Here is a 12,786-nt window from a genome sequence, read left to right as displayed (position 1 = left end):
GGCGCGGCTGTGCTCCCGAACCTACCCGCCGGTGTGCCGCTCGAACAGGCGGCTTTCCCGAGCGTGTGTCACGAGCGGGCGGGATCGCCCTGTTCGAGCAGTTCGGAGACCGTGACGAACCGGTAGCCCTGGGCGTGTAGTTTCGCGGCGATCGGGACGATGGCGGCCCGCGAGGCCGCCCCGGAGGCGTACATGGTGTGCAGCAGGATGATCGACCCCGGCCGCACCTGGCCGACGGCCGCGTTCACGATGTCCTCGGTGGTGGTGTTGCCGTCCTCGGGTTCGACATCCCAGGTGACCGTCGTGCGATCGTGATCGGCGAGGTAGTTCGGCAGGGCCCAGAGCTTCTTGCCGTAGGGCGGGCGGAAGGTGATGTCTCCCCGGTACCCGGCGGCCCGGATCTCGGTATCGGTACCTTCCACCTCGTCGGCAACCGTGCCGGACGAGACGAGCACCATCCGCCGATGGTTGTAGGTGTGATTGCCCATCTCGTGACCGCCCGCCACGATCGCCCGGCCCAGCTCGGGTCGGGCGGCCAGATCGCGGCCGTTGAGATAGAAGGTGGCGGGAATACCGGCGGTGGCCAGCAGACCGAGCACCTCGGGCGCGCGTTCGGACGGCCCGTCGTCCAGCGTCAGGGCCACCACTTTCTCGGTGGTCTCCACGCGGTCCACCAGCCGCCCGGCCAGCTGGAAGGTCCGCGAGTTCATCAGGAAATAGCCGCCGACCGCGAGGACCAGAACCACCACCACGGCGATTGCCGATCCTGCCAACCACTTTCGCATCCCAGGTGTATATCAGGCGCCGGGTGGTCGGCGTAGGAAAGGCCGCGGCCGGTCTTGTTGAACCCACAGTGCGGTTCGGTGACTCGCGGCGCCTGCCTGCCGCCGCCGCGGATCTCGAGAGGCCTTGCCCGGTGGGCCGGTCCACCTCAGCCGCGGCGCATGAATGCCACCAGGCAGCACTGCCTTCTGTCCGAGCTGTCGATGCTCCGTTCGACCACGCTGATCAGCTCCCAGCCTTGGGATTCGAGCAGTTCGACACCATTGAGCAGGTGGACGATCGGCTCGAACAGGACGGGGATGTCGTCGCCCAGTGTGCGGAACTCCACCCGTGGAGGCGAGCTCAGAGCCAGGTTGCGGCGCGGATAGGAGCGCAGGTCCACAGAGCCGTTCAATACCGCGATCACGTCGAAGACCGGGCCGGGAGCAGGAGCATTCATATCCCCATGATCCTGAACCCCGCGCCTTCTCGGCACGCGACGATTCGCCGGACCGACTCGGCCCCGGCTCGATCGTGTCGCTCCGGGAGCCACACACGCTGCGCCTCACCAGGCACCGAACGGACAACTGCCGCGGTGGTGTAGGAGAAGACGCGTCCGTCAGGCGGTACGGTCCGTACGGTCCGTTCCCGTTCCGATGCTCTTCCCGCGGCGTTCGCGTTTGCCGCGGGCGATCTCGGTCGCGAGGGCGTCGAGGGGTTGAGCGAAGCGGGCCAGCGGATCCACGAGGTCGGCGAGCCACTCCCCGGCGGCGGCGAGCCCGTCGGTTTCCAGCGTGTAGAACCGGCGGTTGGCTTCCGAGCGCACGCGGACCAGGCCGGCTTCCCGTAACACCTTGAGGTGCTGGGAGACCGCGGGTTGCGAGATCTGGGTGTGTTCGCGGATCTCCTCGACGAGGGCGCCGGCGGACCTTTCACCGCCGGCGACCAGTTGCAGTATCGCGCGGCGTACCGGATCGCCGAGCGCCTCGAACACGCCCGCCGGGGAAGGCCGGCCCATCAGGACTGCTCCTCCTCCTCGGGGGTGACGGTGTAGAAGCCGGTGGTCGCTTCGGCGCCCGCGTGGGCCTGCGCCGGGTCGTCACCGTCGGCGATCGCCGCCTCCGCCCAACCGGCCGCCGCGGTCCGGACGAATTCCAACCCCTCGGTGGTGGCGGGGAATTCCACCGCCACCACCGGGTCGACTGCCGCGCCGGTTTCCAGATGCAGGCCGAGCCCCATGAGGGCCAGGTCCCAGCCGACCCCCACCGCACCCGGGCCGAATTGTTTCCACATATCCGGGTCGACCGGTGCTTCATGCACCAATTCGAGTGTGGTCCCGGTGGTGCCGGGTTCGAGCCGGATTTCGAGCCAGGAAACCATGGGACCCATCTCCCAGGTCACCGCGAACCGTTTCGGTCGTTCACATTCTTCGACCACACCGCCGGCATTTCCTTCGAGCTGGTACCTGCCGCCGACGGTCAACTCACCGGTGACCGGCAGGAACCAGCGCGGAATCCGTTCGATATCGGTGAGTGCCTCCCACAGGTCGTCCGGCTCGGTGGCGTAGGTGCGCCGCGCCACCGCGATCCGGGTGACCGTTCCCTGTCGTTCCGCGGTGCGGACCTCCCGGGTGACCAGCCCTGCGATGGCGGCGGGGTCGGTGAGAAAACCCATATCTTCCTCCCTTTATAAGTTTGAACTTATACTAGCGCGGCGCTGCCGGTTACGCCAGGCGGGGCATGTCCGGCCGGTGATCGGGGACGGAAAGGCGGCTGCGGCAACAGTTTCGGAACGATCGCGCGGACCGGGGCGCGAAATCGGCCGTGTTTATCCGGGTGCTCGGCGGGATAAAGTGGCGGGCGGATCGCGGGGTGGGATTCCGCAGCGGAATTCGGTATCGCCGGACCCGCGCGCGGTCCGGTCCGAGGCGACTGCGCCCGACTCGGGCAGACAATGGATCAATTCGCTACTCCAGTGGTAGCGAAATACTGGTTAGCAATTTGTGGAGAGCTTGTAGTCCTACGATCGGTCGACAAGCCGGAGTCGCAACGAAGGAGCCAGATATGCAAGAACTGGTGCCCCGCTTCGATATGCACGATCCGATGGGCGCGGCGGTACTCGATCCGGTGCCGGGGGGCCGGCGGCGCGCGTTCCACCGGGCCATCGCACGGCCGCGCCCGGCCGCGGCCGCGGGTGCGCTCGGCTGATGGCGGACCAGGATTCCGGGATCGGCCGCAAGATCGCCTACTACCGGGCGCGAAAAGGTCTGTCGCAGCGTGATTTCGCGCCGCTGATCAAGCGGTCGGAAGCCTGGGTCTCGCAGGTGGAACGCGGTGTGCGCCCGGTCAAGGCGCTCGATGTACTCGAACGAATCGCCGACGTCCTCGAGATGCCCGTCGCCGAGCTTGCGCCGTCGGCGCCCACCGCGCAGGCCGAAAAAATCCCCGCCGACGCGGTTCGGTTGCGTCTGCTGCTCACCGGTAACCACGCCCTGCGGGCGTTGACGGCCGGTGCGGGCACCGGCCCCGATCTCGACCGCCTCGCCGGCGATGCCGAGTCGGCGTGGACGTTCACCCGGCTGGGCCACTACACCGAGCTACTGGAGCTGCTGGAATCGCTGCTTCCCGAACTGGCCGCGGCGGTCGTGCACACCGACTCCCGCCGCGCCGAGGCCCTGCTCGCCCACACCTGCCAGGCCTACGCCGTCGCACTCGCCGATCTGCAGCAGTTCGATGCCGCCTGGGTCGCCGCCGAGCGTGCGATCACCGCGGCTCAGCATGCGGGGGATCCGGTGCTGGTGGCGGCGGGCGCTCTTCGTCTCGTGCTCGTCTTCCAGCGGTCACACCGGCTCGACCAGGCCGAACACACCGCGGAAACGGCCCGCGCGGCCCTCGGCGAGCTCATCGGCCGGGGCGAGCCGCAGGCCGCGGGTGTGTACGGCGCGCTGACCCTGCAACTCGCCCTGATCGCGGCGCGTATGGAAGAGGCGGAAAAGGCCTACGAGATGATCGCCGCCGCCCGCGCGACAGCGGACGGTCTCGGCGGGGACCGCGACGATCACCACACGGAATTCGGCCCCACCGCCGTGGACCTGCACGAGGTCGCGGTCGCGGTGGAACTCGGCGACGCCGGCACCGCGATCAGGCTCGCCGGGAAGATCGACCGGGAGCGGCTCTCGCCCGGACAGCGCGGCCGCCTGCTCATCGATACCGCTCGGGCGTGGGCGCAGCGGCGCAGTCCCGAGCGCGCCCTGGCTCTGCTGCTCGAGGCCGAACTACTCGCTCCGGAACAGCTCTACCGGCACAAGTCGGTCCGGTCGACGACCGCGGATCTGCTCAGTATGGACCGGGCCACGCCCGGCCTCGGCGAATTCGCACAGCGAATCGGTGTGGACGCGGCACTCATCCAACCGGTGACGGCTCGTGCCGGGCAGACGCGCAGCGGTCTGCGGGCCGCCCGCGGTCCTCGCGTGATCTGACCGGGGTCTAGCCGGAGGCCGGTGCGGCGGGCCAGAATTCCTTCAGCTCGGCCGCTGCCGTCGCCGCCTGCCGGACACCCGACTCGTAGGCCGGGGCGAGCGCGGTATCGGCGAACAGGTCGGTGCCGAACGCGGCGACGGCGATCTCGTCCGGCCGCACCGAGATCTCCCGGGCCGGCCCGAGCTCCCGGTCGGCGCGGGTGCGCGGGTACACGTGCGCCAGCGGTTCCAGGATCACGATCACATCGTGGCCGACGGCGAGGTCGGCGTTGACGGTGGAGCGAACCCCGCCGTCGATATAGTGCCGGCCGGCGATCTCGATCGGGGGGAATACGCCGGGCACCGCCGTACTCGAGGCGAGCGCCTCGGCGAGGGTGGCGGCGCCGTCCCTGGTCCAGGCGGTGAGCGTCCCCGACCCGATGTCGATGGCAGTGATCCGCAGATCGCGCTCGGGCCAGTCGGCGAAACCGACGAGTGAGCCGATGCGCTCGATATGCACGGCCGGATCGCCGGTGTCGGCGCCCAGTGCGAGTTCGCCGACCCGCTGGAGTACCAGATCGCGATCCTGGTCGACGGCGCGCAGCAGCGAGGCGATCTCCAGCAGCGGCGCGTAGTTGTGCCGGGCCGGCTCGGCCACGCGCGGTCGTGGGGTCAGCAGCGTGGCGATATCGATCCCGGAGGCGAGGGCCGAGCCGACGACTGCCCCGGCCGAGGTGCCGATGATGCGGTCGGCCAGCGACAGATCTATTCCGGCGTCGCGTAGACCGATGGCCAGGCCGCTCAGCCAGGCGATGCCGACCGGGCCGCCGCCGCCCAGTACCAGCGCGATCGTGGGTGTTGCGGAGGGCCGAGCGTCAGGCATGGCACGAGATTAGCCGCACCGGTGCCGTTCCGCCGGGGCGCGACCGGTCGGTATCGGGAAGGCGGTCGAGGCCGGCGGATTCATGGCGTGTGCCGGATCACGATGCGGTCCGCGGGCCGGTGCGGTACAAATACTACGTACACCATACGGTGTTTTAGAAAACGGAGGTCAAATGCGAATCACCGGATCCGCCGTCTCGCTGAACGTCGCCGACCCGGCTGCCTCGGCCGAGTTCGTCACCACCCATTTCGGCTTCACCGAGCAGATGGCGGCCGACGGTTTCGTCTCGCTCGCCCACCCCGAAGCCGGAATGAACCTCATCTACCTGCGCACCGGCCTGTCCACGTTCAAGCCCGAACGCGCCGCCGGCTCGGCCGGGGACGGGCTGCTCGTGGTGTTCACGGTGGCCGATATCGACACCGAATACGCGCGCCTGCAGAGGGAAGGCGCCCCGATCGTCACCCCGATCGAGACCGAGGAATGGGGGGAGCGCTACTTCCAGACGACCGATCGGAACGGCATCATCTACCAGCTCGTGCAATGGGTTTGACCCTCCCGAGGGTGTCGCACGGGGTATCGGCGTCCCCAGGTCCGGGGCGCTGATTCCCGATTCGCCTGAACCGCAGGTCATATGAGTGGTACGAAAGTGGCTGGCGGGCCATGATCGACATGGGGGTCGGTAATGGCATGAGGGGCAACGACACACGGCAGAGGTAGAGCACGATGCTGGTGAAGGTCGACGATCGGGCGGAACTATCCGCGGCCGAAAAGGAATTCGTGGAATGCCTGCGGCAGTTGCCGACGACCGGCCTGGCCATCGTCGACCTGCGAATCGGCACCCAGCGCGGAACCCGGCAGATCGGGGCGGTGATCTGGACGCCCCAGGGTGTCCTCGTGATCGAGGTGGTCGGGTTCCGCAGCCGGCAGAGCGGTGTGCTGACGGTTTCGCAGGACCGGCCGTGGCGGGTGGGCGAGACCACCGCGGATCTGGCACTGGAATTCGGTGTGAATCCGATACGGCAATTGGAGAGCGCGGTGCGGGAGGTCGAGCTCACCTTCGAACGCGCCACCTACGATCCCGGACAGCTGTGCGGGGCGGTGGTGCTGGTGCCCATGCGCGGCGCGGTACTGCGGCCGGGCCGGGAAACGCTGCGGCCTGGCCTGGATGTGGTGGTGGGCAACGCGGTCGAATCCACCGAACTGCGGATCTTCCTGGAGAATTTCGCGCCGGGGCCGCCCCGCTGGACGCTGGGCCGGGTCTGTGCCGCCACCCGGGCGCTCACCGGCTGGGCGCCGGATCGCGCCGAACTGATCGCCGCCGGTTTCGAGGACAAACTGCCCGAGCCGCCCAGGAAACCGCGGGGACGGCCCGCCTGGCGCCGCCCGGATTCCGGGCACGATCAGGACGTCGTCGGCTGGGTGGTGCTGGGGGTCGCGGTGCTGGGGGTACTGGTCGTGCTGGGCGCGATCGCCGGCTCCCTGCTCGCCGACGGTCCCGCCGCCGAACCGGCGGCGCCCAGCACCACCGTCGAGCCGACCGTGCCCGTGCCCGCGCCCGGGCCGGTGGAGTGCTGGCCGTTGCAGCCGGATTGCTGAGGCGGTACTCACCCGTCCCGGACAGCGCCGGGAGGCGCGACGCGAGCTTGCGAAGCTACGGTTGCGTACCCGGCGTCGGGTCCGGCACGCTTCAGTTCGTACGATGTCAAAAAGCCGGTAACCATGCGGTCGGCCCGACCGCCGACCGTACCGACCAGGAGGACAGCCGTGGGTCACTACCAGGCGAATCTGCGTGATATCGAGTTCAACCTCTTCGAGGTGTTCGAACTGGGCAAGATTCTCGACGCCGGGGCGTACGGCGACCTGGATACCGATACCGCGCGGGAGATCCTGGCGGAGGTGAAGCGCTTGGCCGAGGGGCCGGTGGCGGACTCCTTCGCGGCCGCCGACCGGAATCCGGTGGAGTTCGTCCCGGACACCCATTCCGTCACCGTCCCCGAACCATTGGCCGAGACCGTGTACGCGATCCGGGACGCCGGGTGGAACCGCCTCGGCAAACCCGAGGAGATGGGCGGGATGCCCGCGCCCGCAGCATTGTGCTGGGCGGTGAGCGAGATGATCACCTGCGCCAATCCGGCCGCGGTGTTCTTCGATATGGGCGCGGTGATGGCGCAGGTTCTCTTCGGAATCGGTACCGACCAGCAGAAGCATTGGGCGGCGGCGGGTTTCGATCGGCACTGGCAGGGCACCATGGTGCTCACCGAGCCCGACGCCGGCTCGGACGTCGGTGCGGGCCGGGCCAAGGCGGTCGAACAGCCCGACGGCACCTGGCATATCGAGGGCGTCAAACGTTTCATCTCCGGGGCCGATGTCGGCGAGACCGCGGAAAACATCTTCCACCTGGTGCTGGCGCGGCCCGAGGGCGCGGGGCCGGGCACCAAGGGATTGTCGCTGTTCTACGTACCGAAATTCCTGTTCGATCCACAGACCCTGGAATTGGGCGAACGCAACGGCGTGTACGTGACAGGTGTCGAACACAAGATGGGCCTGAAGTCCTCGCCCACCTGTGAACTCACCTTCGGCGGCGAGAAGCCCGCCGTGGGCTGGCTGGTCGGCGACAGCCACAACGGGATCGCCCAGATGTTCAAGGTCATCGAGAACGCGCGCATGATGGTCGGCGTCAAATCCAGTGGGACCCTGTCGACCGGCTACCTGAACGCGCTCGCCTACGCGAAGGAGCGGGTGCAGGGCGCCGACCTGACCCGGATGACCGACAAGACCGCGCCTCGTGTCCCGATCACCCGGCATCCCGATGTGCGGCGCAGCCTGGCCATGCAGAAGGCCTACGCCGAGGGTATGCGCGCGGTCTACCTCTACACCGCGATCCACCAGGACGCCGATGTGGCGCAACTGGTCTCGGGGGTGGATGCCGAAACGGCGCACCGTATCGATGATTTCCTGCTACCGATCGTCAAGGGCGTCGGTTCGGAGCGGGCCTATCAGTACCTGACCGAATCGCTGCAAACTCTGGGCGGTTCGGGCTACCTGCAGGACTACCCGATCGAGCAGTACATCCGCGACGCCAAGATCGACTCGCTGTACGAGGGCACCACCGCCATCCAGGCCCAGGATTTCTTCTTCCGCAAGATCATCCGGGACAAGGGCGCCGCGGCGGGCCAGATCTTCGGCCAGATCACCGCTTTCCTCGACGCGCCCACCGGCCGGCTGGAAACCGAGCGGGCCCTGCTGCGCACGGCGTTGGCGGATGTGCAGGCGATGGCCGGGGCGCTCACCGGCTATGCCGTGGCCGCCCAGTCCGACCCCACCGAGCTGTACAAGGTGGGGCTGGGCTCGGTGCGGTTCCTGCTGGCGGTGGGCGATCTGCTGATCGGCTGGCGGCTGCTGGTACAGGCGGAGGTCGCCACCGCGGCACTGGCCACGGCGGGCGAGCGCGATCGGCCGTTCTACACCGGGAAGGTGGGGGTCGCAAGTTTCTTCGCGAAGAATGTGCTGCCCACTCTCACCGCGACCAAGGAGATCATCGCGGCGATCGATACCGACATCATGAGCCTGCCCGAAGAAGCGTTCTGATACGACCGGGGGCCGCCCGGAAACCAGGTGGGTCGTACCGGTGCCGGGAGGTAGACGGTCAGTCGGTGCCGGGAGGTAGCGACGGTCGGCCGGTGCCGGGGCGAGTGCGGGTCGGTGCCGTGCCGGTGAGCGCGTCGGCCAGTGCGCGCAGGCCGCCGATGGCCGCTGTCAGGCTCTGCTGATCCGCCGGACTCAGCGTGCCGAGGGCGTCGAGGACGAGACGAGTACGTACCGCTTCGATCTCGCGGGCGTGCGCGATCGCCTTGTCGGTGGGCAGGATGCGGCTGCAGCGGCGGTCCGAGGGGTCGGGTTCGCGGTCGATGAGTCCGTATTCACCCAGCTGGCGCAGGGTCACGCTCATATTGCTCGGCTGTGTACCGGTCAGCGCGGCCAGCTCGCCCGCCGCGGCGCCGGGGTTGTGCACGATGATGCGCAGCGTCTCGAACTGGGTGTCGGTGAGCGGTTCGGCGCCGGTGAGGCGCGGGGTGGCCTTACGAACCGCCCGCGCGACCTCGCGTAGCGCGTGGTCCAGCGCGCGAAGTTCGGAGGAGTTGCTGCTCACCGGTCCATGATAACTTATGTATGTATAAATAAGTACCAAGGAGGAGGCACCGTGCTACCGATCCGAACGCGCCCCGGAGTCTCGGGGCTGCTGCTGGTGGTGCTGGCACTGCTCTCGGCGGCGGCCCCGTTCGCGGTGGACATGTATCTACCGGCGTTCACCGAACTCGCCGCCGATCTGGACACCAGCGCGGCGAGCGTGCAGCTCACCCTGACCGCGTTCCTCGTCGGGCTCGCCGCCGGGCAATTGTTCATCGGACCGCTCTCGGATCGGTACGGCCGGCGCCGGCCACTCGTCGTGGCCACCGCGATCACCGTCGTCGTCACTGTGACCTGTGCGCTGGCGCCCACCATCTGGCTACTGGTCGCCATGCGTTTCGTGCAGGGCCTGACGGCCTCCGCCGGACTGGTCATCGGCCGCGCGGTCGGCGCCGACCGCACCGAGGGTGCGGCCACCGCCCGGATCTTCACCCTGTTCTCCGCCATCGGCGGTATCGCCCCGGTGGTCGCGCCGCTGCTCGGCGGTGTGCTGGTGTCCGCCGGCTGGCGGGCCGAATTCTGGGTGCTGAGCGGGATCTTCCTGTGCATGTTCCTCGGCGCGCTGATCGTGGTGCCGGAATCGCTGCCCCCGGAGCGGCGCCATCGCGCCGGCGCCGGCGGCACCCTCCGTACGCTGCGCGGTATCGGCTCCGACCGCGGCTATCTCGGGTACATCTTCGCCTTCGCGCTCGGGTTCGCCGGGATGATGTCCTATATCTCGGCTTCGCCGTTCGTGATCGAGAATGTGCTCGGTATGTCCAACCGTGTCTACACGATCGTGTTCGCGACCAATGCCGCCGGCATGGTGGCCGCCGGAGTGGTGGTCTCCCGGCTCGTCGGCCGATTCGGCCCGGCACCGATCCTGCGGATCGGGCAGCTGGTGATTCTGACGGCCGCGACCGTGTTGCTCGTACTGCTGGCCACCGGCGCGCCGGCGGTGCTGGTGCTGCCCGTTCTCTTCGTGATGGTGGCGGCCACCCCGACGGTCATGGGTACCGCCGGCGCACTGGCGATCGGCCGGGCGCGCCATGCCGCCGGTTCCGCCTCGGCGCTCATGGGCGCGCTGCAGTTCGCGCTGGGCGCGGTGGTGTCGCCGCTGGTCGGTCTGGGCGGGTCCGCCACCGGCGTGCCGATGGGGGTGGCGATCGTGGTCTGCGCCTGCCTGGGCATCGTCGCGCGACGGGCAGGGGACACCGCGGGTGCGCTGGTGCAGCGGGAGCGGGAGCCCGCTCCCGCCTGATCAAGGAGAATCCACGCAGGTGACGGCTATCTTCCGGCGACCGGACGATCCCGCCGGACGGTACCGCCCCGGGCATGCCGCACAATGCAAGGCGTGACAGTTGAGCTGCTCATTCTCTTGGTCGTCATTGTCACGGCGCTGGCTTTCGACTTCACCAACGGTTTTCACGACACGGCCAATGCCATGGCGACCTCGATAGCTACCGGGGCGCTGCGTCCCAGAGTCGCCGTCACCTTGTCCGCGGTGCTGAATCTGGTGGGCGCGTTCCTGTCGGTGGCAGTGGCGGCGACGGTGGCCGAGGGGATCGTGCGGCTCGGTGCGGTATCCGGGCACGACCTCCTGCTCATCGTCTACGCCGGATTGGTCGGCGGCATTCTCTGGAACCTGCTCACCTGGTTGTTCGGCCTGCCGTCGAGTTCCTCGCACGCACTGTTCGGTGGATTGATCGGCGCCACCCTCGCCGCTCTCGGTTGGAGCGGCGTGGTGTGGATCTCCGCGGAAGGCGGAGTGATCAACAAGATCGTGATCCCGGCGCTGCTCGCGCCGGTGGTCGCCGGTCTGGTCTCGGCCATCGGCACCTGGTCGGTGTACCGGATCACCCGCGGTGCCGACCCGGACAAGGTGACCACCGGATTCCGGTGGGGTCAGGTCGGCTCGGCGTCGCTGGTGTCGCTGGCGCACGGCACCAACGACGCGCAGAAGACGATGGGTGTGATCTTCCTGGCCCTGGTCGCCTACGGCGAGCTGTCCCCGGACTCGGACATGCCGCTGTGGGTGATGGCCGCCTGCGCGTTCGCCATCGCGGCCGGCACCTATCTCGGCGGCTGGCGGATCATTCGCACCCTCGGCAAGAAGCTCGTCGATATCGATTCCCCGCAGGGGCTGGCGGCCGAATCGGCGTCGGCGGCGATCATCCTGACCTCCGCACATTTCGGGCTGCCGCTCTCGACGACCCAGACCGTCACCGGCGCGATCCTCGGTACGGGCCTCGGCAAGGGAGCGGAGGTGCGCTGGGCAGTGATGGGCCGAATGGTCGTGGCCTGGCTGCTGACCCTGCCCGCCGCCGGTATCGTCGGCGCGCTGTGCTGGGCGCTCGCCTACTACATCGGCGGCCTGGCCGGAGTGCTCATGGTCTTCACGCTGCTCATCGCGCTGGCTACCGTGATCTATCGGCGCTCGCTGCGGGACAAGGTGTCCAGTGGCAATGTCAACGCTCCCTCCGACGCCGACCTCGGGCCGGGAGCCACCTCGCCCGCGCAGCAGCCACGGGTCGCCGGATCGACATCCGAGGAGACGTAATGGATACCGTGTTGACGAATCTGCGGTCGCTGGGGGAGGTGACGCTGGCGGCGCTGGTACTGGGCGCCGGGTTGCCCATGGTGTTCGCGCTCGGGGTGCGGCTGTGGTCGGCCGCGGCGACGACCGCGCCGGACGGATCGGTACGCCGTAACCCGGTTGCCCTGGCCGGGGCGTACCTGTGCCTGATCGCTGTGCTGGCGGTGGTGGTCGCCGCGGTGTTGTTCGTCGCGAAGGCGTTCCTGGCCGACCGGCTCGGAATCCATCTGTTCGGGCAGGCGTGATGACCACCGGAAACGAATTGCCACCGGAACGGTCGGGATTGCTGGCCCGGGTACTCGCGTGGCTGCGGGCCGGGTACCCGCAGGGCGTGCCCCGATCGGACTATGTGGCGCTGTTCGCCGTATTGCACCGGGACCTGACCGAGTACGAGGTGGTACTGGTCGCCGAGGAGCTGGTGCGCGACCGGGGGGATCGCGAGATCACCCACGACGAGGTCGAGGCAGCGGTCAGCCGGCACGCCCGGGAGCAGGCGGGTCCGGAGGACATCGCGCGGGTGGCCTCGCATCTGGCCGCCGGCGGCTGGCCGCTGGCCTCCCCGCTGTCGGAGATCGCGCAGCCGGAGGAAGGCCGCTGATGGTCGCGCATGTGCTGCGTTCGATCGTCGAGTGGTTGCGGCGGGGTTATCCGGAGGGCGTGCCGGAGTCCGATTACATTCCCCTGGTCGCGCTGTTGCGCCGCCGGCTGACCGACCAGGAGGTGCAGGAGATCGCGGCGGAAGTGCTGCATTCACCGGATCGCCCGGTCGACCGCACCGATATCCAGGTGATGATCACCGAGGTCACCGATGAGATGCCCTCGGAGGTGGATCTGCAGCGGGTGCTGTCACATCTCGACCCGCCCCACTGGCCCGGCTGAACCGGGCTCGCGATACCCGAGGCGAAATTCTTGCTAACCCGG

The 12,786-nt window shown here is 68.7% G+C and carries 16 protein-coding genes; 10 read left to right on the top strand and 6 right to left on the bottom strand.

The window, feature by feature from the left end:
* Positions 1-68: 68 nt before the first annotated feature.
* From ON38_RS23070 to ON38_RS23055, 4 genes are all read right to left on the bottom strand, one after another.
* Positions 69-785 (bottom strand): polysaccharide deacetylase family protein, encoded by a 717-nt coding sequence (locus tag ON38_RS23070; RefSeq protein WP_039827018.1) that lies wholly within the window; start codon positions 783-785, stop codon positions 69-71.
* A gap of 146 nt (positions 786-931) precedes the next feature.
* Positions 932-1,222 (bottom strand): hypothetical protein, encoded by a 291-nt coding sequence (locus ON38_RS23065; RefSeq protein ID WP_157181848.1) that lies wholly within the window; start codon positions 1,220-1,222, stop codon positions 932-934.
* 159 nt (positions 1,223-1,381) lie between these two features.
* On the bottom strand, positions 1,382-1,780 hold the full coding sequence (locus ON38_RS23060; RefSeq protein ID WP_039827016.1) for an ArsR/SmtB family transcription factor: 399 nt from the start codon (positions 1,778-1,780) through the stop codon (positions 1,382-1,384).
* Entirely contained in the window at positions 1,780-2,436 is a 657-nt protein-coding gene (locus tag ON38_RS23055) for an SRPBCC family protein (protein WP_039827015.1), read from the bottom strand. The genes ON38_RS23060 and ON38_RS23055 overlap by 1 nt, the downstream gene beginning before the upstream one ends.
* A 389-nt stretch (positions 2,437-2,825) precedes the next feature.
* Between ON38_RS23055 and ON38_RS36195 the strand changes: the two genes are divergently transcribed.
* Both ON38_RS36195 and ON38_RS23050 read left to right on the top strand, forming a co-directional pair.
* Positions 2,826-2,969 (top strand): hypothetical protein, encoded by a 144-nt coding sequence (locus ON38_RS36195; protein ID WP_157181847.1) that lies wholly within the window; start codon positions 2,826-2,828, stop codon positions 2,967-2,969.
* Positions 2,969-4,240, top strand: coding sequence for a helix-turn-helix domain-containing protein (locus ON38_RS23050; protein WP_083873028.1), 1,272 nt, complete (start codon positions 2,969-2,971; stop codon positions 4,238-4,240). The genes ON38_RS36195 and ON38_RS23050 overlap by 1 nt, the downstream gene beginning before the upstream one ends.
* Before the next feature lie 7 nt (positions 4,241-4,247).
* Here the strand turns inward: ON38_RS23050 and ON38_RS23045 are convergent, their stop codons facing one another.
* Entirely contained in the window at positions 4,248-5,102 is an 855-nt protein-coding gene (locus ON38_RS23045) for a patatin-like phospholipase family protein (protein ID WP_051165082.1), read from the bottom strand.
* Positions 5,103-5,274: 172 nt separating this feature from the next.
* Between ON38_RS23045 and ON38_RS23040 the strand changes: the two genes are divergently transcribed.
* From ON38_RS23040 to ON38_RS23030, 3 genes are all read left to right on the top strand, one after another.
* A complete protein-coding gene (locus tag ON38_RS23040) occupies positions 5,275-5,652 on the top strand; it encodes a VOC family protein (protein ID WP_039827014.1) in 378 nt (125 codons plus the stop codon).
* Positions 5,653-5,825: 173 nt separating this feature from the next.
* Entirely contained in the window at positions 5,826-6,698 is an 873-nt protein-coding gene (locus ON38_RS23035) for a nuclease-related domain-containing protein (protein WP_039827013.1), read from the top strand.
* A 168-nt stretch (positions 6,699-6,866) separates the two neighbouring features.
* Positions 6,867-8,690 carry an acyl-CoA dehydrogenase gene (locus ON38_RS23030; protein WP_039827012.1) on the top strand — a complete coding sequence of 608 codons (1,824 nt, stop codon included), beginning with the start codon at positions 6,867-6,869 and terminating at the stop codon, positions 8,688-8,690.
* A gap of 58 nt (positions 8,691-8,748) precedes the next feature.
* On the opposite strand, the gene ON38_RS34295 is transcribed toward ON38_RS23030, so the two are convergent.
* Positions 8,749-9,252, bottom strand: a complete 504-nt coding sequence (locus ON38_RS34295; protein WP_051165081.1) for a MarR family winged helix-turn-helix transcriptional regulator — start codon at positions 9,250-9,252, stop codon at positions 8,749-8,751.
* Between the two features lie 51 nt (positions 9,253-9,303).
* Here ON38_RS34295 and ON38_RS23020 point away from each other — a divergent pair, with 51 nt between their 5' ends.
* From ON38_RS23020 to ON38_RS23000, 5 genes are all read left to right on the top strand, one after another.
* Positions 9,304-10,530, top strand: a complete 1,227-nt coding sequence (locus ON38_RS23020; protein ID WP_245564161.1) for a multidrug effflux MFS transporter — start codon at positions 9,304-9,306, stop codon at positions 10,528-10,530.
* A gap of 93 nt (positions 10,531-10,623) precedes the next feature.
* Positions 10,624-11,829 carry an inorganic phosphate transporter gene (locus ON38_RS23015; RefSeq protein ID WP_051165088.1) on the top strand — a complete coding sequence of 402 codons (1,206 nt, stop codon included), beginning with the start codon at positions 10,624-10,626 and terminating at the stop codon, positions 11,827-11,829.
* The gene (locus ON38_RS23010; RefSeq protein ID WP_039827011.1) at positions 11,829-12,110 is read left to right on the top strand and encodes a hypothetical protein; all 282 of its coding nucleotides are present in this window, start codon (positions 11,829-11,831) and stop codon (positions 12,108-12,110) included. Before ON38_RS23015 ends, ON38_RS23010 begins: the two co-directional genes overlap by 1 nt.
* The gene (locus ON38_RS23005) at positions 12,110-12,463 is read left to right on the top strand and encodes a DUF3349 domain-containing protein (protein ID WP_039827010.1); all 354 of its coding nucleotides are present in this window, start codon (positions 12,110-12,112) and stop codon (positions 12,461-12,463) included. The genes ON38_RS23010 and ON38_RS23005 overlap by 1 nt, the downstream gene beginning before the upstream one ends.
* A complete protein-coding gene (locus ON38_RS23000; protein ID WP_373281243.1) occupies positions 12,460-12,744 on the top strand; it encodes a DUF3349 domain-containing protein in 285 nt (94 codons plus the stop codon). Before ON38_RS23005 ends, ON38_RS23000 begins: the two co-directional genes overlap by 4 nt.
* Positions 12,745-12,786 lie beyond the last annotated feature (42 nt).

The organism is Nocardia testacea NBRC 100365 (assembly GCF_000308775.1).
GTDB lineage: Bacteria > Actinomycetota > Actinomycetes > Mycobacteriales > Mycobacteriaceae > Nocardia > Nocardia testacea.
The sequence above is the reverse complement of the archived record's forward strand: the minus strand, read 5'-3'. Positions and strand labels throughout refer to the sequence as shown.

What these genes read in the sequence shown, in the direction of transcription:
- ON38_RS23070 (WP_039827018.1), bottom strand. Translation starts at nt 785, where the DNA reads ATGCGAAAGTGGTTGGCAGGATCGGCAATCGCCGTGGTGGTGGTTCTG.
- ON38_RS23065 (WP_157181848.1), bottom strand. Translation starts at nt 1,222, where the DNA reads ATGAATGCTCCTGCTCCCGGCCCGGTCTTCGACGTGATCGCGGTATTG.
- ON38_RS23060 (WP_039827016.1), bottom strand. Translation starts at nt 1,780, where the DNA reads ATGGGCCGGCCTTCCCCGGCGGGCGTGTTCGAGGCGCTCGGCGATCCG.
- ON38_RS23055 (WP_039827015.1), bottom strand. Translation starts at nt 2,436, where the DNA reads ATGGGTTTTCTCACCGACCCCGCCGCCATCGCAGGGCTGGTCACCCGG.
- ON38_RS36195 (WP_157181847.1), top strand. Translation starts at nt 2,826, where the DNA reads ATGCAAGAACTGGTGCCCCGCTTCGATATGCACGATCCGATGGGCGCG.
- ON38_RS23050 (WP_083873028.1), top strand. Translation starts at nt 2,969, where the DNA reads ATGGCGGACCAGGATTCCGGGATCGGCCGCAAGATCGCCTACTACCGG.
- ON38_RS23045 (WP_051165082.1), bottom strand. Translation starts at nt 5,102, where the DNA reads ATGCCTGACGCTCGGCCCTCCGCAACACCCACGATCGCGCTGGTACTG.
- ON38_RS23040 (WP_039827014.1), top strand. Translation starts at nt 5,275, where the DNA reads ATGCGAATCACCGGATCCGCCGTCTCGCTGAACGTCGCCGACCCGGCT.
- ON38_RS23035 (WP_039827013.1), top strand. Translation starts at nt 5,826, where the DNA reads ATGCTGGTGAAGGTCGACGATCGGGCGGAACTATCCGCGGCCGAAAAG.
- ON38_RS23010 (WP_039827011.1), top strand. Translation starts at nt 11,829, where the DNA reads ATGGATACCGTGTTGACGAATCTGCGGTCGCTGGGGGAGGTGACGCTG.
- ON38_RS23005 (WP_039827010.1), top strand. Translation starts at nt 12,110, where the DNA reads ATGACCACCGGAAACGAATTGCCACCGGAACGGTCGGGATTGCTGGCC.